This window comes from Pseudomonas sp. SW-3 (assembly GCF_016615645.1).
Taxonomy (GTDB): domain Bacteria; phylum Pseudomonadota; class Gammaproteobacteria; order Pseudomonadales; family Pseudomonadaceae; genus Aquipseudomonas; species Aquipseudomonas mandelii.
Map to the genome: position 1 here is coordinate 4,066,536 of NZ_CP067098.1, position 22,826 is coordinate 4,089,361.

Consider the following 22,826-nt stretch of genomic DNA (forward strand, 5'->3'; position numbering starts at 1 on the left):
TACGGTTTGGTCCAACAAAACCTATCAGGACTTCATTAAAGCCAGGTTGAGGTACCCAAGTGGAATTCACGAATGGCACATGGTTTCGAGAGCGGATACATTCAAGCGCTGGGGAGTGAATGCAGAACAAATTTATGAGCTACGGTCCGCAATTTCAGATGTGAAATTTGTCAATCCTGCTGGGCACCATGGCGGTAAAGGCTCGACGAAAGCGCATAATGAAATCCTAGACATTATCGACAACTCCAAAGATCACAGTGAATTCCGAAAAGGCCTAAATGAGTGGGCTGGACGGCGATTGGAAGGCGGTGCCGATGCTCTACCTTCAGGACTAAAAAATTGAGGAAACAAAAAATTGGCTCGAAAAAAATCGTTTCTATTTGGACGGCAAACACCGATTGGGAACCGTCTACTCTTCGAGATGTGATGAGCTCAGAGTATTCTGACGACGGAGACTTTCTTGGCTCTGAGTTCAGTAAGGCTTTCTCACTTGGTTTTGTTGACGATGACACTGTCGAAGCAGATAAAATCGAGCCAACCAATTCTCTAATTAATGCAATTGACGGATGCTCATACGACCTTGACATCGCGTCTGACATGAAAAATAAAAACACTCCTCTGACCGATGCGCCTATAGACACCATAGTTGCAATCTACGACTACTCCTTCTCGGGCACTCCCCAAAACACTAAAATCAGAAATAATCTATTTACATACCGAGGAAGCTTTGAATACCAAGACTAAACTCTCAGAGACTAGAGAGTAAGGGATAAATATATTTCTGCATTCTAAAATAAATCTATCCCTGGGAAATCCTTGATGTTAATCCGGAGACTTCGACTCGTATACCAGGAAACCGATGAAAGTGAAAATTGACAAGAGCCTCTAACTAGAGGTAATAGATCTTATTGTCGCACTGGTTATTGGTGATCTTGATAAAATTTCCGGCAAAAACTAGTATGGAATACTCAACGAACCGGATATTAATGCAAGAATCTCCGAGTACGGCAATACATTGGCATTACCTCCAGCGTCTTTCGTAGAAAAGATAGATAATTATGAGTACAAGGATGGCTCTGGCTTAGCCCTCGATACACCTCTGTGGACAAAGGAGGAAGGAATGAGCGACCTGACTCTTTCCCTTGTGTTGATATACAGCAAAAAGGGGACCAGCAAAAAGGGGACAGATTTATTTTCACTAGAGAAAATAAATCTGTCCCCTTTTTCACCATATACTTCATGGACAAGATCACCTGATATCGCCAGGCAATTTGCGAAAGAGGATGGACTTATTCTGAGAGTTAAAATTGGCGCCCCCAAAGAAGGGGACAAGTGGTCATGGCAGTATTCGAAAGATCGTTGGGGGGGGGGGGGGGGGGGAGCAAGAAGTTCTCTTGAAAGTACCCCGTAGCGGGGATATCGAGATATTTAAACCATGAATATATTAGATTTGTTACAGCAAAACTTTCATCTCGCAGACGACGGGATAAAATCGGCTCAACTATTAAAAAAAACAACTAACGAAAGTTTCATTTTTAAAAACGATTACATTATAAAAAAAACTAGCGATGCGTATAAAAAATAACTCACCACTCAAAAAGAAATTGCAAACACAACTTCATCGGTAATGCCAGGACTTGAAGAGCTTTTAAATGCGCTTTCAAGTATGGCGCCTGACGCAATACTATCAATGCGCTTCATTGACAGTATCAGTTGGGACGGTCGCATTTTTTATGATGAAAAAATACATTTATTGGCGCAATAATTGGAAAAAAGAAAAATATAAATTGGGAGACGCCCCCGAACTGGGACGGTTCAGAGGAAATGCTACGAACCTACAACGCCCAAAAAGACAACTAAAACCCTAAAGAAACGGGACACCCATTAGCCGGTCTCCAGTCAAGGCTAAAGGGTTTCTTCCTTCGTTTAAAGGCATGTCGAATTTGGATAGAGCGAAAGAAGGCGGTGCACCTTACATCATGAAGGATGGGGTTCCTCAACAGTTTTAGTTGCACCACTCAAGGCAACATGAAAAGGGGCCGCTTTTTGAGCTAAGTGTAGGACTCACCTTACAACCTTAAAAGGCAAGGGTCGAGAAGCAGTACATCCTTACGGACATAACCAACACCTAGATGCGCCTGTAGATAGGGAACTTTTAAAAAAGTTCCTCAATATTGGAAAGACCGAGCAGCAGCAAAATGGGGACAGATTTATTTTCACTAGAGAAAATAAATCTGTCCCCATTTTCCGTCGGAGATTTCCTGCAAGCTACGGCGTATATTCGAACTTGCGCTCAGCTTCCCATGCCGATAACCTTCGACAGTCGCTGCATATCAGTGACCGGTTTTGACAGACCGAACGTTATCAAGGCATGCAAGTGCCGTCATGTGAACAGTTGGCACTTTTTTTATGCCCGCCGTTCCGTATTATGGCGGCTGTGCGTGGGGCACCTTCGGGTGCGCCGGGTTCCTTGATCCTCGGTCTGTCAACCCGCGCACAGCTGCCACCCTTGTTTGACAGCGAGTAGTGGTAGCTCCATTTGATCAAGGAGATTCACCATGAAAAAGATCACCCCAAATCCCCCTGGACTCTCGGATTCGGCTGCCCCTCTAGACACGATAGAACTAAGCAAAGCCACCCAACGCGCCGTCAGCGCCCGCCTCCGCGACCCAAAAAAACCTGACCCCGTCAGCCACGTCTTCACCATCCTCCCCAACATCGACACCGAAACCCTGCTAAGTCATGCCTGCGAAACCCTCGCTTCACTCAACGTTCTCACCACTGACCTGGCCTGTGAACTCGAGGGTTCACACCGCAGCCTCGCGCTGTCGATTCAGCAATTGGCCGTCCTGGGCGAGCTGCTGGTAAACCGAGCGCTGGATAACCTCGATCCACCCGGCGAGGCGTCCGACGTTCCGTCGGGCACTGAGTCTTGAGAGAAAGGAGAATCAGACATGGCTCGATACATGCCAATCACCGGCATCGACTGCATGATCCCTTCCCTGCTGATTGATGCTGAGGCTCCCCTCGACGTATTACATGACACGGCGGCACATCGAATCCGCAGCGTGACCCAATTGCTGGAAACAATGGCACTGAACGAATCGCTCACCGGCGACGCCACGCTATTGCGGGACTTCGCTCAGGTAATAGCAACTCAACTACGCGACGGCTGCGATTTGCTGGATGTCATCGGTCGACGATTACAGGCACGAACTTAAACAAACAAAAAACGGGCGATCTTAAGATCACCCGTTTTTCATCCATTCACCACCAACAAACTCTCCCCAACCTCATACTTAACAACCACCCAATTCCTATAAAGCCGCTCATTCCCCAACACCTCACTCCCCTGCCCTTTACTCCGCACCTCCCGCCAAATCTCATTCCCCCGAAACACCCGCCCACCCTCGCGCAAAAACCGATGCCCAACCTGATAAATGTGATACCAACCTCCACGCACCCGATCACACAACAATTCCCCTTCCAACTGCTGCTCGCCCACGTTCAACTTCAACTTCAACTGAAAATGCCGATCCGTCGGGTTATGCAATACCAGATCAACGTAGTTATAAAAAATCACCGCCCCTGAACCGAATGGCAGTACCCGACCTTCATCAGGAAACCGATCGAAGCTGTGGTTTGACCGCTCCACCACTAAAGGCGGCGACTGAATGGCTACCAAATGACAGGTCCATACCTTCGACGCCGCGTTTGCGGGTCAGTCGACCGACCGGGCGGCAGAGGGAAAAGTATTCACCCGACGCGATGACTATGCCGTAATTGATGACACGGCCTGTTTGAGGTTGATGACTTTGTTGTGTTGCAGCGCAAAATATCGGAGTTGCCGAGTTTACGGGTCAGCTTGGAGGTGTGTTTGAGGTAGCGAAACGGCAAGCGGGATTCGGCGTTGACGTATTGCTGCAGGTGCGTATCGCACCCGGGAGGTGTTCGCCCAGTGTAATGGCCTCGGCAATCCATGCACTGGTAAAGAGCCTTGCCACTGGGCGAACGGGAAGTATTTTAATGGAAGTTGGCGAAGTTGTCCGCATACATAATCATGAAATTTATCGATACAACATTAATTAAATGTCATCTTAAATATTAATTGTACGACAACAAAAAACTCACCAGTTCGACCATTAAAACTGATTGTTCTTATACAAAAAAACTGTACGAGAACAATCAATATATAGAGCTAATACTCAACTTCAGTGTTTGCTGGTCACTGTGAGGATATCGGTGTAGGTCACGACGACACTCTGTCCAACTTTCAGGTCTTTCAATTTTGCTTGAACTTCGGGCCGGACAACGTCGATGGTCTTGGACTGGCCAGCAGGATTTTCAAAGGTCAGCTGGTTTTTCTTCAAGTCGATTTTGGTGATTTTCAGCTGAACCTGCACCTGACGGTAGGCTTCGCCGCCCGGGTTGTCGCTGCCGGGGGCGGCACGGACTTCGCCTGTGCGCTCGACAGTGCCTGGCAAGCCTTTGTCGACATCGGTGTCGAGGTGGGCGGCGACGGAACTGGTGACCTTGATGTCGACTTGATCGCCGACTTTCAGATTACCGAGGTTTTTCGCCTTATCGGTCAGCTGTACATGGACCTGACGACCTTCCGGCCCTTCCAGGACAACCCGGTGATTAGCCGCGTCGACCGAGACGACTTTGGTGGTGACTTGATCCGCTTCCACAACGGCAGACAGCGGAATATCCGCAGCCATGGCGCCAAGGCTGGTGGCAGACAGCAAGGTAGCGAGGGTGATGGCTTTCGTCAGTGCGTGGAGTTTCATAAGCATACTTTCCCTGTGATTGGGTGGCAGCAGACGGCTCTGGCCCGAGGGTCATCGCCGACTGTGCAACTCAGCATAGACGCAGTTCAGGGATTTTTTGCAGTTTCTTGCGCGGTGGATTCACCGCTTTGCGTGCCCTTGCCGCTTTCCTTGCGCCGGGTCGGATCGGTGGGGCGCAGGGCATCGTTGTCGCGTTCGACTTCGCCGGGTGGTCGCGGTTCGTCAGGGTGTTCGGCGGTGTCGGGGGATTGGGGTTTCATGGTGGTTCTCCTCAGGCTTCGGGATCATCGACTTCTTGTGCAACGTTCACCGCGGGCGAGTCTTTGTGGGATTGCTCGGCCTTGGCCTTGAAGGTCTGCCACTGTTCCAGGTCAATGGCGCCCTGCCCCAGCAAGTCGTCGGCCACCCGCAGCAGTTCGCTGTAGTGGGCGTCGGGGGATTGCTGCCAGTAGGCCTTGTCTTCGAACAGGCGCTGCCAGGCATCGAGGTCAGGTGGCTTGAGGTCTTCGCTCATGACGGGCTCCATTGAATGGGCTTGTTAACTTAGGAGGCCGTCGCCGAACCGAGAGTTCCGACTCAATACCCGGTCATTTCCAGATAACCCGTGCCGCCGTTGAATTGCACGGGGCCTTCCCAGTAAGGAATGCGCAAATCCATCCAGGCGTTGGGATTGAGGGCGGTGATGGAGATGTCGAGATGTTTGGCCGGGATTTTGATCGCCCAGCGCACCGGCATTTCACGCCCGGCGACTTTGGCGGTGTCTTGCGGTGTGAGGCTGATGTCGGAGGCGTGCAATGACTGAGCCTGGCCTTGAGCATCGATCCACGTGCCTGTGAGGTAAGGCGCGCCGTCCTTTTGCCGCATGCGATAAAGCATGACCTGTTCGCCGCTGTCCAGGTGCAGCGAAAACCAGTCCCATCCTGTCTGGTTCGCAGTCAGTGGCTGACTGCTCCACTCGCGATCGAGCCAGGCCGGACCGCTGACCGGATACGTCTTGCCGTCGATTTCCAGCGCGCCGCTGGCCTGGAAAAACGGTTGGCTGTAGTAATACGACGCCTGCCCTTGTTCGGATTTCTGACTGAAACCCTTGTCACCCTGAAGCACCAGCGGGCGGGTGGACGTTAGCCGCAGTTGGTAGCTGAAGCCCTTGTCCCGGGCGCTGAGTTGCAGGTCCGCCAAGGCATCGGCCCCCTGACTGCTGAAGCGCCAATCGTCGATCCAGGCATTGAACGGTGCGAGACTCACCCCCGCCTGACCCACGCCACCACGGGCGTAACGTTCGGCCGCGTGATGGGCCGTTGCCGACGTCACGGCTGCGTGCCCCAGCCAAATGGTCTGATTGCCCCAACCCGACTGCTCCGGGACAGCTTTCAACGCGCTGCGAAACAACGTCCATTGCACGCCGAACTCGCGGCCCTGATCGTCCTTGAGATTGGCAGTGACGTACCACCATTCGATGCGAAAGCTATCGTGAGGACCGTGATCTGCCGGGAAGCTGAATTCTCGCCCGGGCACTACCGGTGTGAATACGGAGGCGTCACCACCCAGACCTGCGAAGCCTTTCTCGTCAGGCGCGGGGTTGTCGCAGCCGCTCAACAAAACCAATAGCAACACGCCGACCTTAATCCTCATGCGCAAACGTCCTCAGCAGGTCCGCCGGTTGCGTGCGGTACAGCGAATACAGCGGCCACGCCGACGCCAGTAACGTTGCGAGCAACGCCAGCCCCATCAATTGCAGCAGCTGCAACGGAAACACCCGCAACGGCAATCGCCAGCCAAACGCTTGCACGTTGATCACCGTGTCCAGGCACCACGCCAACGCGATCCCCAACGGCAATGCCAGCACCAGCGTCAGCGTCGCCAGCAGCCAGGTTTGTCCGAGGTTGAGCAGCATCAGTTGCCGGCGCGTCACGCCCAGCGCCCACAGCGGCGCGAGTTGGCCGAGGCGGCTCTGGCTTTGGGTCAGCAGGCTGATGAACAACGCCACACCGGCGACGGCCAGGGTCAGGCTGTTGAGCGCGGCGGTGGCGGCGAAGGTGCGTTCGAACACTTGCGTGGACCAGCCCTTGAGGCGCGCCTGATCGACGATACGGCTGTCGTCCAGGGTAAAACGGCTTTGCAGCGTTTTGAGGAATGGCGCAATCAACGCGGGCTCGATGCGCAGGTTGAAACGATTGGGCGTGAGCTGCGGCCACCCGCGCAGCAAATGGTTGGCGTTCACCAGAAGGTGCCCCTTGGGATTGCCGTAGTCGGCGTAAATCCCGACGATCCGAGGTGACCACGGGCCGCCCGGTGTGGGGATGGTCAAATGATCGCCGAGCCGCACCTTCAACCGGCGGGCCAGTTGTTCGCTGAGCATCAGCGCATCGTCCTTGGCCAAGCGGTCCCAAGGATTGTCGCCCAAGGCTTCCAGCAGTGGCCAATGCTGGCGATAGGTCGGGTGATCGATCACGCCGAAGATATCCGCCGGCCAGCCTTGCAGCTGGATCGATACCTGCCAGTTGGGCAGCACGGCAGTCAATGAAGGTTGCTGTTTGAGCCAGCTGTGCAGCTCTCGGGACTGGGCCGGGTTTTGCGGATTGACGTAAAGCTCGGCGGTCAGGCGTTGTTCGAGCCAGTCGTTGAAGGTCTGGCGAAAACCGGCGGTCATGCTGCCGGCACCGATGTTCGCCGCCAGCGCCAACAGCAGCGCCATCAGCGCCAGGCTCAGCGCCGGCAGTTGCTGACGGCAGTCGGCGAGAAACCATTGGCCGAGCACCGAATGACTGCGGCTCAGTGCCAGGTTCAAGACCAGATTCAGCACCACCGGCAAGGCCAGTGCGGCCCCGATCAGCAGAGCTGCCATCAGCACAAAACCACTGGCCAGGCTGTCCCCCCGGAACAAGGCGATAAGCGCGATGACAGCGGCCAGTGCCGCGACCCAACCCTGACGCCGTAACCAGCGCGCGTGAGCCTGATGCCAGGCTTGCGGATCGGCCAGGGCCAGCAACGGCAGGCGCGCCGCCCGCAGCAGACTGTTGGCCCCGGCCAGCAGCGCACCCAGCAGGCTCAAGCCCACCCCGCTGAACCACCACCACGGACTGAGGCTCAACTGCCCCGCCACTTCGGCGCCGTACAAACCGCGCAGGCTGGCGGCCACGTCCGGCAACAATACGCTGGCCAGCAGGTAGCCGCTGGCGACGCCGGCAATACCGCCGATCATCGCCAGTGCTCCGAGTTCAACCACCAGACACGTGATCAGCATTTGTGCGCTGACCCCACAGGCGCGCAGGGTTCTGAGCAAGCCTCGACGTTGCTCCAGCGCCAGCCCGATCGCGGCGTGAACGATGAACAGGCCGACCACGAAGGACAGAAAACCCAAGGCATCGAGGTTCAAATGAAAGCTTTCCGTCAGCCGCGAGAGATTGTTTTCTTCACCGCTGGTTTTGAACTGCAACTGGCCTTTGTATTGATCGGGCAGTGCGGCGCTGAAATCCTTGGGCAACAACAGGCGCGACAGTTGCTCCGGCAGGCCGAGAATCTGCTGGGCGAAGCCGATGTCCACCAGCAACATGCCGGGGGCCATATCGGTTTGGACGTGCAGCGGTGGCAGAATCTCGCCATTAGAGTTCACTGGCCGTTCACCTTCGTGCAGACCCAACGCCTGCAAGGTCTGCGGCGAGATCCAGGTGCGGCCCGGCGGGGTGAAAAATTCGACAATCTGCTCGATCGCCAGCGACCGCCCCGCCACCGCCGAGCCGGCCGGCAGCGACACCGGTTCGATGCCCATCAGCTGCAGACGTTGCTCTTCATGGCCCTTGAGCGTCACCCGCCCTTGCAGCACGGGCGAGACCGGCCAGCCCGCGCGACGCAGGTCGACAAACACTTGCTGGGAAAAGGTCGCGCCACTGGGCGCACTGAGGCTGGCCTGCGGTTCACCGCCGATCAACTGACTGGCTCGCGCATAACTTTCACGCGCCTGGCTGTTCAGCGCCTCTACACCGGTCAGCAGGCTGGTGGCGAGCCAGAGCCCGGTCAGCACACTGAAAAATTGCACCGGGTGCTGCCACCAATGGCTGAGCAACGCCCGCAGCGTTTCGCGAAAGACGCGCACCTCAGTGTTCGCCCGCGCCAGCCAGACGGCCGCGATGCAGCACCACTTTCTCCGCCAGCCGTGCGGCAACGCGATGACTATGCGTGACCATCAACAAGGTGGTCGGACTGTCGTCGAGCAATTCCAGCAACAACTTCAGCACTTCATCGCTGGTGGCTTCATCGAGGCTGCCGGTGGGCTCGTCGGCCAGCAACAATTTAGGCTTCGACGCCAGGGCGCGGCCCAAAGCGACTCGCTGCTGTTGCCCACCGGAAAGCTGCTCCGGGTAACGCCGCAGCAAATCACTCAAGCCCAGCCGCTGCACCAGGTGCGCCTGCCAGCGCGGATCATGCCGCCCGGCCAGGCGTGCCTGAAAAGCCAGATTATCCTCGACCCGCAGGCTGCCGATCAGGTTGAACTGCTGGAACACCAAGCCGATTTCAGTCCGTCGCCAGTTCGCCAGTTGCCCTTCGTTCATCTGGTCCAGCCGATGCTCGCCGCTTTGAATGCTGCCGCGATCGACCTTGTCGAGGCCGGCGATCAAGTGCAGCAAGGTGCTCTTGCCACTGCCCGACTCACCCATCAGCGCCAGGCTGCTGCCGGGTTTCAATGTCAGGTCGACACCTTGCAGCACCGGCAAAGGACCTTGCGGAGTGGCGTAGCTTTTAAAGACGCCTTGGACCTGAAGCATGAAGGGAGGCTCGCTGAAGTCAGAGCGCCTAGGATAGCCGAGAGTACATCCGAAAACTTCTCTCTGATCTGGCTGACGCCATCGCGAGCAGGCTCACTCCCACAGGGGACTTTTGAACGACAGACACCCCTGCAGGAGCGAGCTGCTCGCGATGAGGCCGGATCAGTCAACCAAAAACCTCACTGCCCCACCGCAACATTTGTAGGCGCCTGCGAAGGCGTCACAATGCTGTTCAGATCAATATACTTCCACTCAGGCTTCGCCCCCAGCCGCGCATTGAACCGATAGTTGAACGTAAAGTCGTCCGCCGTCGGCACACTCAACGGCTTGCCATAAACCGCCTCGATCCCCGCCAGGTCATAGCCCATCAACTGCAACAATGTCGGGAAGATGTTGTAGTGACTCGACCGATCCTTGTTCGCGGCCAGCGCTTTCTGCCAATCCAGCGTGCGCAACTGATCCCCTTGAATCACCACCAGCGGCACCAAGCCCTCCTCCGCCACCGGATCACCGCCGCAGTGCAAATTCAACCCGGGATTGCCCCGTTCATGCAGGTCCTGCCCATGGTCCGAGGTGTAGATCAGCAGCGCATTGCTCATGTCTGCCTGGGCAAACACCCGTGAGAAAAACTCCCCGACGTTCCACAGCAAGGTGTTCTTGTAGGCGTTGCGGTAGAGCACCCAATCATCCGGCTGTCCGTTGAAACCATCGCGCTTGGCGGTGTCCGCAACCTCGACAAACTGGCCCCGAGGCAATGTCGGGCGATAGGCCATGAACGCATCCGGGTACTTGTCATGCACCGGAAAATGCGCGCCCACCTTGTTGATCACCACCAGCTCGGGCTTGCCGTCGTTGAGCAGGTCGATCAGTTTCGCCGCGGCCGCCATGTCGCGATCACGCACGCTGGCCTGGTCGAATTGCACAAACTCGTCGATGTCCTTTTTCTCGGCGTCGTTCATCAGGTTCTGCAAGTTGCCCCCGGTGCGCTGGGCATCGATGTAGACGGTGCGCAGGCCGGCCTTCTTCGCGTACTGCCAGATCGACGGCATCGTGCTGTTGATGCGCATGTAGTCGGCGCGGGTGCCGCCGTACCGAAGGGTGATGTTGGTGTCGGCACTGCAATTGGCAATGGACGCGGCGTAACCGTAATTGAAGATCGCGACGCCCGGGCGCGGTTCCTTGAGGTTGCTGTGCACACCGAACGGGGCGTTGATGTCCAGGTAGTTGCCGGAAATGCTTTCGTCGATGATCAGAACGATGTCGTGCCCCGGCGGCGCGTCGTTGCGCGCCAGGCTCACAGGCTCGCGTGGGCCGACGGTGTTGTGCAGGGCTTCATAGGTGAACAGGTTCAAGTAGGCCAACGGCGTGTACATGATCGGCAGGCCACGGGCGCCTTCGCCGGCTCGCACGAACAACACCGCACTGAGCAGCAGCACTCCGAGCACCGGCGCCGCCACCAGCAACGCACCGGGCAGCGGCATTCGCCGACGCGGTTTGAGCCCGATACCGAACAACAGCAGCAAGCCGCCGACCACCCCGCTGATGATCGCGTCGCGGTACTGGTATGCCGCCTCCTGAATGAACCCGCCGGAATACACCAGCGACACGAAGCTGCTGTAGGTCAGGTAGTCGGCCGTGACGCGGGTATAGACATCGAAAAACACGGCAGACACAAACATCATCAGAGCAAATAGATGACGGATCAGCGTCTGGCGAATGTACGCGGTCATGAACAGCGCCACGGTCAGCCCGATAAACATCCCGCCAAACAGCAGCACCGGCAAACCCATTCCCAACGCGCTCAAGCGCTCCAGGTAATAGTCGTAATTTTTGAATAAGTAGAGAACTAAGAGCAGTTCTTTGAGATATCGAATCATAGTATTTCCGATGCTCGCGGCCGTCCGTTGGCCAATAGATTGTCAGCCATTTTTTGACACTAGCACCGGGCCATCAAAGCGCAAGAAATGTCGGGTTTTTACACAAAGCGTCAAAAAAACGTTGACTCAAATCTGACACACCTGATCGGCTACAACCCTTGTGTTTCAAGCCCTACGACCGTTTATCGTTTTCTTCGAATTGTGAAAAACCCGTCAAAACCGCGGCAAATCCAGCAGTGGCAAGCACTTGATGGCAAAACGCCCCAAAAATGGGGCTGTTATAGCTGCGCAACATGTCATTTTGCTGACACGTTTTCCCAACGCTGGGCTATACCCCTTTTGACAGTCTTATTTCAGTTCTTTCAACCGTCTTACGAGGCACGCCAATATGGACGTGAGCGTATTTGGTACGGGCTACGTCGGCCTGATACAAGCAGCGGCACTGGCCGATGTCGGACATCGTGTCTTATGTGTCGACATCGATCCAAACAAGATCAAGCAACTGCAACAGGCCGTGCCGCCGATCAGCGAACCGGGGTTATCCGGCACGCTGGAAGAGAACATCAAGGCCGGCCGTTTGCTGTTCACGACCCAGGCCAGCGATGCGGTCGAACACGCCGAGCTGATTTTCATCGCCGTGGGCACGCCCGCCGATGAAGACGGGTCGGCCGACCTCAGTCACGTACTGAATGTGGCCCGCCAGATCGCCAGTTACATGGAGGCTGATCGCACCCTGATCATCAAGTCCACCGTGCCGGTCGGCACCGCGGACCAGGTGGCCGCCACCGCCCACGAAGAACTGCTTCGTCGCGGCAAGAGCACCCTCAATGTGCGGGTGGTCTCCAACCCCGAGTTTCTCAAGGAAGGCAGCGCCCTCGCCGATTGCATGCGCCCGGACCGGATCATCGTCGGCACCGACGACGAGGAAGCCCGCGGCCAGCTCAGCGAGCTCTACGCGCCGTTCTGCCGCAACCATGAAAAGCTCATGTTCATGGACAACCGCAGCGCCGAGCTGACCAAATACGCAGCCAACGCGATGCTCGCCACGCGCATCAGCTTCATGAACGAACTGGCGAACCTCACCGAGCTGCTGGGGGCCGATATCGAAGCGGTTCGCAAAGGCATCGGTTCGGACCCGCGCATCGGTTACCACTTCATCTACCCAGGTTGCGGTTTCGGTGGCTCGTGCTTCCCCAAGGATCTGCGCGCCCTGCTGCATACCGCCGAACACAACGGCATGCCGCTGCGCTTGCTGCGTAGCGTCACCGACGTCAACGACAGCCAACGCCACATTCTCTTTAGCAAACTCAAAGCACAATTCCCCGATGGGCTGGCCGGCAAATCCATCGCGATCTGGGGCCTGGCGTTCAAGCCCAACACCGATGACATGCGCGAAGCCCCCAGCCGTTACCTGATGGATGCGTTATGGGCTGAAGGCGCGAGCGTGCAGGCCTATGACCCGGAAGCCATGTCCGAATGCCGACGCATCTACGGCTACCGCAATGACCTGCACCTGTGCGCCACCCGCGACGACACGCTGGAGGACGCCGACGCCTTGGTGATCTGCACCGAGTGGAAAAACTTCCGCGTGGTCGACTTTGAATTGCTGGCAAGCAAACTGCGTTCGCGGGTGATCGTCGACGGTCGCAACCTCTACAACCCGGAACAGGTAGCGGCCGCCGGTTTGCACTACAGCGGCATCGGCCTGCGGCACATCGTTCCCGAGGCGCCGCGGCCATGAAGATTCTCGTCACCGGAGCGGCCGGTTTCATTGGTGCCCATTGCGTGTTGCGGTTGATCCGTGACGGGCACCAGGTGTTCGGCCTCGACAATTTCAATGATTACTACGACCCGCAACTCAAACACGACCGCGTGAATTGGGTGCAGGAGCAGGTTGGCGCTTTCCAGCTCGCGACGGTTGACCTGGCCGACGGTCCCGCCATCGAGGCCCTGTTTGTCCGTGAAAAGCCCGAGGTGGTGATTCACCTCGCGGCCCAGGCCGGGGTGCGTTACTCCCTGGAGAACCCACGGGCTTACCTCGACAGCAATTTGAGCGGGTTCCTCAACATTCTCGAAAGCTGCCGCAACCACCCGGTCAAGCACCTGGTCTACGCCTCGTCCAGTTCGGTGTATGGCGCGAACCAGCACACGCCTTACTCGGTGAAGGACGGCGTCAACCATCCGCTGTCGCTATACGCCGCGACCAAGAAAGCCAACGAGCTGATGGCCCACAGCTACAGCCACCTGTTCGGCATTCCCTGCACCGGCCTGCGTTTTTTCACCGTGTACGGGCCCTGGGGTCGGCCGGACATGTCGCCGATCCAGTTCGCCCGGGCGATTGCCGAAGGGCAGCCACTGAAGTTGTTCAACTACGGCGAACACCAGCGCGATTTCACCTACATCGACGACATCATCGAGAGCATCGCACGCCTGATCGACCGTCCACCGCAAGCCAACGCCGAATGGAACCGTGAACAACCGGACCCGGCCAGCAGCATGGCGCCGTGGCGGATCTTCAACATCGGCGGCCAGCACCCGGTGGAACTCAAGGATTACCTGGCGCTGCTGGAAAAACACCTTGGACAAAAAGCCCTCGTCGAGTTGCTGCCACTGCAGCCGGGCGACGTGCTCAACACCTGCGCCGATGCCAGCGACCTGGCTCGGGCAACCGGATTTCAGCCTTGTATCGAGCTGGATGAAGGACTCGGGCGCTTCATCGCCTGGTTCCGCGATTACTACCTACTGCCTATCGCCCACGCGCCGCTAGCGGCTGAACTTCAGCGGAGGATTCTATGACTGGACATGAAAAAACGGTGCCGATGCAACAGATGCGCCGAGACAAGCGCCTGGACCCGGAGCACCGAATGCGCCTCGACACCGCGATCCATATGCAGGGTCGTGGCTGGATGACCGGCCGTGACGGCGGTCGCCCCTGGACGCTGTCGCGCACCAATCGCGTGGTCGCCTGCCTCGGTGCGTTGGTGATTCTGCTGCTGATCTCGCCCATCTTGTTGGGCCTGGCACTGGCGATCAAATTCAGCAGCCCGGGACCGGTGATGTTCGTGCAGAAACGCACGGGCTACCGCGGTCGCATGTTCGGCATGTACAAGTTTCGCACCATGGTGGCCAACGCCGAGGAGCTTAAAGAATCCCTGCGTCACCTGAACAAGCACGGAGCCGACGCGATCGATTTCAAGATCGACAAGGACCCGCGCATCACCGGCATCGGTGGTTTCCTGCGGCGCAGCAGCCTGGATGAGCTGCCGAACCTGATCAATGTGGTGATGGGCGACATGCGCCTGGTGGGCCCGCGGCCAACCTCGTTCAACGCCTACCGCTACAAGGACAATCACCTTGCACGCCTGAGCATCTACCCCGGCATGACCGGCCTGTGGCAGATCTCCGGGCGCAGCAACATCGACTTCGACCAGCGCGTTGAGTTGGACCTCAGCTATATCGCCGAGCAGAGCCTGTTGCTTGATCTGAAGATCCTGTTGAAAACCCCCTTCAAAGTATTCAGCGGCCACGGAGCGAGTTAAATGGACGGTTCATCAGCCAAAAGCCTAAGCATTGCCAACCCGAGCGAGTCCAACCTGACCTCGACCGTGCTCGATCAAGATCTGCGGATCCTATTTCTGACCGCCGCCAACCCCGGCGCCGGCACCACCACCAGTGCCCTGGCGCTGGCCAGTCAGCTGGCGAAAATGAGCAGCGGCGAAGTGTTGCTGGTCGATGCCAGTCAGTCATCGACCAACCTCACGCAACAGATGGGGCTGACCAAGGAGCGCGGTTTTCGCGACCTGCTGTTCAACACCCAGAGCCCGCCCCTGCTGCAGGACTGCGTGGTGAACGTCTCCAGTCTGCCCTTCCACATCCTGCCCAACGGCCGGTATGTGCGTGGCACCGAGCACCTGACCCCTGAACGCCTGGGCCCGTTGCTCGATCAGCTCGGCAGTCAGTATCGCTTTGTGGTGATCGACGGCGACGCGGTGTATTCCGCCGCCGACACCATGATCATCAGTACCCAGGTGGACGGCGTGATCATGGTCGTGCGCTCCGAAGACACGCGCTGGGAAGTAGCCCAGGCGGCGGTTCAGCGCTTGACCCAGGCCGGCGCGAAACTGGTCGGCAGCGTCTTCAACCGGCGCAAGTACTACATGCCGAAATGGCTCTACAAAAACCTGTGAGCAATCAGAAAAGGATGACGACATGAACGCCAAAATGCTTGTCCTGCTGTTGCTGCCGCTTGCAGGTTGCTCCAGCACTTCCGAAACCCAGAACATGCCGGTGAATATCCTCACGGCCTCACCGGCCAACGCCCAGGCCACTGACATGCCCAAGGTCGAACAGACCTTGCGGCCACAGGATGTGCTGGACGTGATCTTTCACATCAGCACCAGCGGCTCGGACGCCTACCGCATCCAGTCCGGCGACCAGATCGGCCTGAACTTCACCGCTGCCAGCCAGCTCAACGGCAATCAACTGGTGCTGCCCGATGGCACCATTGAACTGCCGGGCGCCAACACCTCGGTGAAAATCGCCGGGCTGACGTCCGAACAGGCGCGTGAGGAAATCCAGCGCGCCTACCAGCGCAAACAGCTGTTCCAGCCGAACCGCAACCAGTTGTCCGTGCAGGTCATTAGCCCGCTGAGCAACGAGTCGAACCTCAAAAGTGCCCTGAACCACCCCGCTACCGGCATGAGCCGGGAGATCACCGTGGGCACCGACGGCTACGCCAGCTTCCCGGAAATCGGCGCCGTGCCGCTGCAAGGCATGACCGTCAATCAACTGGAAACCTTCCTCAACCAACGCTACGCGAAGCTGCCGGGGCGGATGACCGTCGACGTGCTGCTGAAGTCCACCGCGGGTAACGAAATCTATGTGCTGGGCGAAGTTGGCCAACCGGGGTCCTACCCGATCCGCCGGCCGGTCTCGGTGCTTGAAGCGCTGACCCTGGCCCGTGGCAGCAACACCAAGGCGCGGCTCGACTCGGTGATGATCATGCGCCGCAATGGCAACCAGGTGCAGGCCGTGCGCTACGACGTCGAAAAGGCTTTGGCCGGCGATGCGTCGCAGATTGCGTACCTGCAACCGGACGACATGCTCTATGTGCCGAAGACCAAACTGGCGAGCGCCGGTGAGCTCGCGCGGCAACTGGCAGACGTGGTGTTGTTCCAGGGCGTGGGCTTCAGCTTCGGCTACCGCGTCGACAACAAAGACAGTGACAGCAACTAACTCTCAGGTGACCGACCATGAATCCAAAGGAAAACTACCTGCACGAGTTCTTCAGGATCTTTTTCGCCAACAAGCAGTTGGTGAAACGAGTCTTCCTGGTCTTTGCAGTGATCGCGCTGGTCCTGCCGCTGATGCTCAAACAGAGCTTCGATATCACCGCCCAGGTGATCGTGCAGTCCAAAAAACTCTCACAGGGAGACGCCACAACCTCCCTCAACCAAGAGAACGCCTCGTTCATTCCACCGTCCCTGGCGGACATGGAAACCGAGAGCAATATCCTGCGCTCGCCGGCGTTGATCCGGCAGACCATCAGCGAGTTGCGCGACAAGGGTGAGTACACGCCTACCCCTGGCGTTTTCAACAAACTGGTGACCCAGCCATTCAAACAGTACGTGACCACGCCGCTGCGTGAATACGTGATCAACCCGATGAAAGCCACCCTGGGCCTGGAAACCGACCCGGTACGCGACACGGCGCTGGATGCCCTGACCCAACAGGCGATCGACAGTCTGAAAATCGAGACCCTGCCAGGCTCCAACGTGATCTCCATCATCTACAGCTTCGACAATCCAACCCAAGGCACCAATTTCGTTGCAGCCTTGCTGCAGAACTACCTGACGAGCCGTCAGGCACTGCAATCGATCGATTTGCCGCAGTCGTTCTACGAAACCAAGAAGAAGCAATACCAGGTGCGGCTCGATGGCCTGGAAGGCACTCGGCTGGGCTTGCTTGAAGCGGTCGGCTCGTCCGATCCGAAGGAAGAAATCACCTTCCGCCTCAATGCCATCAACACCGAGGAGCAGGCGCTCAACCTGTACCGCGATCGCCTGCTGCAAAGCCAACGCTGGCTCGACTACCTGAAAACCAGCCTGGCCGCAGCGAGCAACTCGAAACTCAACGACTACACCTTCCCCTACACCTTCACCACCACCGTGGACAATGTGGCGTTCGAGGATCGTGAGATCAAACAGATGGGTGAGGCCCTGACCACGCAGGTCAGCCGCTACATGAACGACCTGGCGATCTTCCAGCCAAGCAGCGAACCGATGTTGCTGACCCGCGAGCAAATCGCCCGCACCCGTCAGCAGTTTCTGAAAGTGGTCAGCAACCGGATTCAGGAACGCAACACTGATCTGGCGATTGTCAGCTCGGTGATCGACCAGAAAACCAAGCGCATTGCCGAGTTCAAGGAGCGCATCCACCAGTTGCAGGAAACCCAGAGCAAGCTGCGGCAGATGGACACCGAGATCAACGCGTTGCACGCGGCGTTCTCGACCTATGCCCAACGCTTCGCCGAAAGCAGCAGCGCACGTTCGCTGGACAACGACCTGTCCAACGCACGGGTGCTCAGCCCGCCGTATGAGCCCACCGAAGCGGCGTTCCCGAAACCGATGCTGATCATTCCGTTCGGCTTGTTCACCGGTCTCTTGCTGGCGATTGCCCTGGTCTACGTGCGTGAGTTCTTCGATCACCGTTTCAAACACCCAGCGCAAATCACCCACGAACTGGGCTTGCCGGTGCTGTTGGTGATCAACGATCAGAACGTGGAACCCACCAATCCGCACAGCAACTGGTCCTTACCGCGCCTCGTGCATTGGGTGCGCAATTGAACGCGCCGCTCATCCCTTCCCTGCCGATCATTCATTTGCTCAGCAGCGGCGGCTTCTACGGGGCTGAGCGGATGCTGCTGGACCATTGCCTGGCGACGCCGGGGCAGCACCAAGTGCTGTTTCTCGATGCGCCGCCAGACTTGATCGCGCGGTTTCGTCAGGCGGGGGTCGACTGCCGGGGTTGCGCGGGGTTGGGGGAATTACTGGCGCATTTGCGCCAGCGCAGGGCGGAACGGCCGTTGATCAATACGCACAACTTCAAGGGCCTGTTGTTTGGCTGGGTGGGCGCAACGTTATTGCGCCTGCCGCTGGTGATTACCCAGCACGGTTTCACACCGCGCAGCCGCAAGCAGAAGTTCTACACCTGGCTGAGCCTGCAACTGTGCCGCACCGCGTCGGTGAATCGCGTGGTCTGCGTTGCCGAAAGCATCGCCGTGCTGTGCCGTCAGGCCAGCGTCCGGGCGGAAAAGCTGCAGGTGATTCCCAATGGTCTGCCGGCGACTGACGGACTGTTGCCGCGTCACGCGAAACGCCAGCGTTGGCTGGCCGGTTACGTCGGGCGGCTGAGCAGTGAAAAGGGCCCGGACTTTTTTCTCGATGCGCTGATTCCACTCTGCCGGCAACACCCGCAACTGGACGCCGTGATGCTCGGCGACGGCCCGGAACGGGAGACGCTGCTGGCGCGTATCAACGAAGCGGGTTTACAGGACCGCATCACCCTGCCGGGTTACCAGACCGACATGAGTGTGTGGTGGCGACAACTCGATGCGCTGGTGATCAGCTCGCGCACCGAAGGCACGCCGATGATTCTGCTCGAAGCGATGCAAGCCGGTGTGCCGGTGGTGGCGTTCGGCGTCGGCGGGATCCCCGATGTGCTGCAAGACCGGCACAACGGCCTGCTGGCGACACCCGCCGACAGCGCCGCCCTCGCCCGCCAGATCGGCTCGTTGCTGACTGAACCGGCCATGGCCCGCAACCTGATCGACAACGCAAAACGTACGCAATTGGACCGTTACGACCTCAAGGCCCTGGCCGAACGCTGGTCGCAACTTTATCTCCGTACTGCACGGGAGGCACGCGCGTGATCTTTCCGCTCTCGATCGTCAGTTTGTTTGGCCTGGTCTGCCTCGCTTTGCTGGCCAGCCCTTATCCGTATCTGGCGCCGGGAGCGGTGCTGGGCCTGGTCGGTGTCGCGCTGCTTTACCGAAAACCCACCTGGGGTTTGCTCGGGATCGCGGCGCTGGTGCCGTTCGAAGGTTTCTTCAAGGATAATTCGCTGTCGGGCACCAAGTTCCTCGGCGCGTCACTGGCCGTGATCCTGATGCTGCAACTGGCCATCCACCAGATACCCTCCGAACGCCTGCGCAGCAACATCTGGCGCTACCTGATCTGGTTCATGGTCTTGTACCTGCTGAGCGTGATCAACACCGACAACATGGGCATGTCCATGGGGCACCTGCGAGAACTGAGTGTCGGCCTGGTGCTGTTTGTGATCACCCTGCTGATCGGCCGCGAGCTGAACATGGACCTGTTCGCCAAGATGGTCACCCTCAGTGTCACGGCGACCTGCGTGTTGGCGATGTTCTCCAGCAAATACCAAGACCAGGGGCGCGCCGCCGGCCTGCTGGAAGACCCGAACGCCTTTGCCATGCTGATCGCCTTCGCCGTGCCGCTTGCCTTGCTGCTGGTGGTGCGCAGCCCGCACTTTCTGCATCGAATTTTCTGGGTCGCTTGCTGCATTTTGCTGCTGGGCGGCATGACCAAGACTGAATCCCGTTCGGGGCTGGTGGTGCTGTTCCTCAGCCTGATGATCGGCGTCTGGCATTACCGCGCCGAGCTTAAACGCATCCGTCCTCGGCACCTGGGGTTTGCCATGCTGGGCCTGGTGATCGTGATTCCGCTGGCCATTTATGCGATGCCCAAGGGTTACATCGAGCGCATTCAGTCCTTGAGCATCTTGAGCGCCGGCGCCAAGAGCCAGGACCAATCCCTCGGCCGTCGCGCCTCGTACATTGTGGTCGGCAGCGAGATGATCCGCGAGAACCCGTTGCTGGGCACCGGCCCCGGGACGTTCCCGCTGCACTACGCCACCACCGGTTATGCCAAGGCGTTTTCGGCCAACCGCAAAATCGGCGACCTCTACCGTCGCGCCCACAACACCTACCTGGAAATCTTCAGTGAGCTGGGGATTCCCGCCGGCCTGTTGTTCGTCGGCATGCTCGGCCTCGGTTTGTACAACCTGGTCCGCGCCCGTCGTGCATGGATGCAGCGACGCAACCGCGAACAGGCAGATTTGCTGACGCACCTGAGCATGAGTTTCCTGTCGTTGACGCTGTTTTTGATGTTCCTCAGCGCACCCAATCAGAAGTACGTGTGGATCATGCTCGCCCTGACTAGCGTGCTGCGTTTGAAAGCCGAAGAAAGCCCACTCGCGGAGGCCAAGGCATGAGCCGCATCAGTATTGTTATTCCGATGTACAACGAATCTCGCCACATCGCTCGGACCTTGCTGGCTGCGCAACGCGCTGCCATCGCCGCCGGTCTGGAATGCGAGCTGATCGTGGTCGATAACGGTTCCGACGATCAGGGCCCGCAGATAGCCCGGCAATTCGGCGCTCAGGTGCTGGTGCTGCCGGGCGTGCTCATCGGCGCCTTGCGCAATCGCGGTGCGGCCATCGCCACCGGCGATTGGCTGGCTTTCATCGATGCCGACGTCGAGATGCCCGAGGACTGGCTCACGCTGTTGTTGAAAATCGAGCCCGCGGTTCAGGTCGACGTCCTCGGGCTGGACCTGCACACCCCGGCCGAAGCCCCTTGGTATGCCAATGCCTGGCAACGTCGCACCTTGCGTCCGAACAACGAGACGGTGCAGACGGTGCGCTGGCTGCCCAGTTCCAACCTGTTGATGCGCCGCCCCTGGTTCGACAAGGTCGGCGGCTTCGATGAAACCCTGCGCACCGGCGAGGACAAGGATTTCACCATGCGCCTTTCCCACGCTGGCGCGCGCCTGCTGTCAGTCAACCAGACCGTCGCCCTGCATTGGGGGTATGAGTGCAGTTGGCGTGAATGGATGGGCAAGGAATTCTGGCGTCAGGGCAGTCATCTGCAGTTACTGCGCAGTCACGGGATGAGCATGCGTCTGCTGCGCTTCCCGCTGATGTCGCTCGCCGCCTGGATGTTGGATTTCCTGGCAATCTCCGCCCTGCTCGATGGCTTCCCCCACCATGCGGCGCTCATGTTGTTCCTGACCAGCCTACCGGCGCTGGCCTTGAGCATGCGCCAGACCTTCAAACACCGTGATCTGCTATTGACCCTGCAACTCTGGGGCCTGCATTGGTTGCGTCTGCACCTGGCCGGTGCCGCGTTTGTTCTCAGTTTTTGTCATTGGAAAGCCAGGAGGCCTGCCCGTGGCTGAATTCATTTTCTGGTTGTGCCTGTTGTTGCCGGTCTACGCCTACCTCGGTTATCCGCTGCTGCTGACGTTATTGGCGCCGTTGTTTGCGGCGCGCAGCCATGCGCCACCGGAACCGATGAACATCAGCATCGTGATTGCCGCGCACAATGAAGCGCGGCACATCGAACACAAGTTGCGCACGTTGCTCGCTCAGGATTATGAGCCGGCCTCGCTGCAGATCATTCTGGCCAGCGACGGTTCGACCGATGACACCGTGGCCTGTGCGCGCAAGGTCATCGACCCGCGCATCACCATCCTCGACCTGCCTCGCCAGGGCAAGGCCGCGACCCTGAATGCCGGCGTGGCGTTGAGCACCGGGGATATTCTGGTGTTCACCGATGCCGACAACCAATGGTCCCGCGACACCCTCGGTCACCTGCTGGCGCCGCTGTGCGATCCCCAGGTTGGCGCGTGCGCCGGGCACATGGTGATCCCGGTCACCGGCGGTGGCCTGAGTATCGGCGACAGTCTCTATCGGCATTACGAAGGCTGGCTGCGCAGGGTGGAAAACCGCACCGGCTGCATGGTCTCCGCCGACGGCGCCCTGCTTGCCCTGCGCCGCGAGTTGTTCCAGGAGGTGCCGGCCGAGGTCAACGATGACTTCTTCATCAGCACCTGCGCGCCGGTGGCGTTCAAGCGCATTGTCTATGTGCCCGAAGCGCAAGTAATTGACCAAGGCGTCGATGAAGCAGACAAACAATTCCGCCGCCGTCAGCGGGTTACCGTCGGGGGCTTGCAAAGCCTGGCCCAACGTAGCGAGCTGCTCAATCCGCTGAAACATGGCCTGTATTCGATTGCCTTGATCAGCCACAAGTTGATCCGCCGTCTGGCGCCGATTCTGTTGTTGCCGCTGTTGCTGAGCAATTTCTGGCTGTGGGAAGAACACGGTTTCTATCGCCTGAGCCTGGTCGCGCAACTGCTCGGTTACGCCGTGGCCATCGCCGGTCTGCTGGATTCGCAACACCGTCTGCCCAAACCTTTCCGCCTCGCCGCGTTCCTGCTAGTGACCCTGGCCGGGATGAGTATCGGTCTGTGGCAGTTCCTGCGGGGGCAGCGGTACGCCCAGTGGAACCCTGAGCAAAACCGTTGAAAGGACTG

General features: G+C 58.3%; 21 protein-coding genes and 1 pseudogene. 14 read left to right on the forward strand and 8 right to left on the reverse strand.

The features are described from left to right. Positions 1 to 339: 339 nt before the first annotated feature. The 4 genes from JIO00_RS18180 (at position 340) to JIO00_RS18195 (ending at position 3,221) form a co-directional block, all read left to right on the forward strand. Complete coding sequence (locus JIO00_RS18180) at positions 340 to 744, forward strand: immunity 22 family protein (RefSeq protein WP_234452902.1); 405 nt, start codon at positions 340 to 342, stop codon at positions 742 to 744. Positions 745 to 982: 238 nt separating this feature from the next. After that, positions 983 to 1,411: a DUF7668 domain-containing protein gene (locus JIO00_RS18185; protein ID WP_442793953.1), complete on the forward strand. Its 429-nt coding sequence runs from the start codon at positions 983 to 985 to the stop codon at positions 1,409 to 1,411. A gap of 1,147 nt (positions 1,412 to 2,558) precedes the next feature. Next, complete coding sequence (locus tag JIO00_RS18190) at positions 2,559 to 2,936, forward strand: DUF6124 family protein (RefSeq protein ID WP_010455595.1); 378 nt, start codon at positions 2,559 to 2,561, stop codon at positions 2,934 to 2,936. An 18-nt stretch (positions 2,937 to 2,954) separates the two neighbouring features. Continuing rightward, complete coding sequence (locus JIO00_RS18195) at positions 2,955 to 3,221, forward strand: hypothetical protein (RefSeq protein WP_010455597.1); 267 nt, start codon at positions 2,955 to 2,957, stop codon at positions 3,219 to 3,221. 38 nt (positions 3,222 to 3,259) lie between these two features. Here the strand turns inward: JIO00_RS18195 and JIO00_RS29865 are convergent. The 8 genes and pseudogenes from JIO00_RS29865 to JIO00_RS18235 all read right to left on the reverse strand — a co-directional run. Beyond that, positions 3,260 to 3,906 (reverse strand): annotated as a pseudogene (locus JIO00_RS29865) (VanW family protein); the annotation flags it as partial. Between the two features lie 305 nt (positions 3,907 to 4,211). Then, positions 4,212 to 4,790 carry a hypothetical protein gene (locus JIO00_RS18205; protein ID WP_010455601.1) on the reverse strand — a complete coding sequence of 193 codons (579 nt, stop codon included), beginning with the start codon at positions 4,788 to 4,790 and terminating at the stop codon, positions 4,212 to 4,214. An 86-nt stretch (positions 4,791 to 4,876) separates the two neighbouring features. Beyond that, complete coding sequence (locus JIO00_RS18210; protein WP_010455603.1) at positions 4,877 to 5,050, reverse strand: hypothetical protein; 174 nt, start codon at positions 5,048 to 5,050, stop codon at positions 4,877 to 4,879. 11 nt (positions 5,051 to 5,061) lie between these two features. After that, positions 5,062 to 5,304, reverse strand: coding sequence for a hypothetical protein (locus tag JIO00_RS18215; RefSeq protein WP_102594866.1), 243 nt, complete (start codon positions 5,302 to 5,304; stop codon positions 5,062 to 5,064). Between the two features lie 62 nt (positions 5,305 to 5,366). Continuing rightward, the gene (locus tag JIO00_RS18220; RefSeq protein ID WP_200666528.1) at positions 5,367 to 6,422 is read right to left on the reverse strand and encodes a lipocalin-like domain-containing protein; all 1,056 of its coding nucleotides are present in this window, start codon (positions 6,420 to 6,422) and stop codon (positions 5,367 to 5,369) included. Beyond that, the gene (locus JIO00_RS18225; RefSeq protein WP_200666530.1) at positions 6,412 to 8,883 is read right to left on the reverse strand and encodes an FtsX-like permease family protein; all 2,472 of its coding nucleotides are present in this window, start codon (positions 8,881 to 8,883) and stop codon (positions 6,412 to 6,414) included. The genes JIO00_RS18220 and JIO00_RS18225 overlap by 11 nt, the downstream gene beginning before the upstream one ends. Before the next feature lies 1 nt (position 8,884). Further along, on the reverse strand, positions 8,885 to 9,553 hold the full coding sequence (locus JIO00_RS18230; protein WP_077749058.1) for an ABC transporter ATP-binding protein: 669 nt from the start codon (positions 9,551 to 9,553) through the stop codon (positions 8,885 to 8,887). Positions 9,554 to 9,732: 179 nt separating this feature from the next. After that, positions 9,733 to 11,430, reverse strand: a complete 1,698-nt coding sequence (locus tag JIO00_RS18235; protein WP_200666532.1) for a sulfatase-like hydrolase/transferase — start codon at positions 11,428 to 11,430, stop codon at positions 9,733 to 9,735. Positions 11,431 to 11,818: 388 nt separating this feature from the next. Here JIO00_RS18235 and JIO00_RS18240 point away from each other — a divergent pair, with 388 nt between their 5' ends. The 10 genes from JIO00_RS18240 to JIO00_RS18285 are packed head-to-tail and all read left to right on the forward strand — an operon-like array spanning position 11,819 to position 22,818. Continuing rightward, positions 11,819 to 13,171, forward strand: a complete 1,353-nt coding sequence (locus tag JIO00_RS18240) for a UDP-glucose dehydrogenase family protein (protein ID WP_010455615.1) — start codon at positions 11,819 to 11,821, stop codon at positions 13,169 to 13,171. Next, a complete protein-coding gene (locus JIO00_RS18245; RefSeq protein WP_200666534.1) occupies positions 13,168 to 14,226 on the forward strand; it encodes an NAD-dependent epimerase in 1,059 nt (352 codons plus the stop codon). Before JIO00_RS18240 ends, JIO00_RS18245 begins: the two co-directional genes overlap by 4 nt. Continuing rightward, entirely contained in the window at positions 14,223 to 14,969 is a 747-nt protein-coding gene (locus JIO00_RS18250; RefSeq protein WP_010455619.1) for a sugar transferase, read from the forward strand. The genes JIO00_RS18245 and JIO00_RS18250 overlap by 4 nt, the downstream gene beginning before the upstream one ends. Continuing rightward, positions 14,970 to 15,617: a CpsD/CapB family tyrosine-protein kinase gene (locus JIO00_RS18255; protein WP_010455621.1), complete on the forward strand. Its 648-nt coding sequence runs from the start codon at positions 14,970 to 14,972 to the stop codon at positions 15,615 to 15,617. Positions 15,618 to 15,639: 22 nt separating this feature from the next. Beyond that, positions 15,640 to 16,665, forward strand: coding sequence for a polysaccharide biosynthesis/export family protein (locus JIO00_RS18260; protein ID WP_010455623.1), 1,026 nt, complete (start codon positions 15,640 to 15,642; stop codon positions 16,663 to 16,665). 17 nt (positions 16,666 to 16,682) lie between these two features. Next, positions 16,683 to 18,275, forward strand: coding sequence for a GumC family protein (locus JIO00_RS18265; protein WP_010455625.1), 1,593 nt, complete (start codon positions 16,683 to 16,685; stop codon positions 18,273 to 18,275). After that, entirely contained in the window at positions 18,272 to 19,360 is a 1,089-nt protein-coding gene (locus JIO00_RS18270) for a glycosyltransferase family 4 protein (protein ID WP_010455627.1), read from the forward strand. Before JIO00_RS18265 ends, JIO00_RS18270 begins: the two co-directional genes overlap by 4 nt. Continuing rightward, the gene (locus JIO00_RS18275; RefSeq protein ID WP_077749054.1) at positions 19,357 to 20,724 is read left to right on the forward strand and encodes an O-antigen ligase family protein; all 1,368 of its coding nucleotides are present in this window, start codon (positions 19,357 to 19,359) and stop codon (positions 20,722 to 20,724) included. Before JIO00_RS18270 ends, JIO00_RS18275 begins: the two co-directional genes overlap by 4 nt. Continuing rightward, the gene (locus tag JIO00_RS18280; protein ID WP_154912663.1) at positions 20,721 to 21,689 is read left to right on the forward strand and encodes a glycosyltransferase family 2 protein; all 969 of its coding nucleotides are present in this window, start codon (positions 20,721 to 20,723) and stop codon (positions 21,687 to 21,689) included. The genes JIO00_RS18275 and JIO00_RS18280 overlap by 4 nt, the downstream gene beginning before the upstream one ends. Beyond that, entirely contained in the window at positions 21,682 to 22,818 is a 1,137-nt protein-coding gene (locus JIO00_RS18285) for a glycosyltransferase (RefSeq protein ID WP_200666536.1), read from the forward strand. The genes JIO00_RS18280 and JIO00_RS18285 overlap by 8 nt, the downstream gene beginning before the upstream one ends. The last annotated feature ends 8 nt before the right edge of the window (positions 22,819 to 22,826 follow it).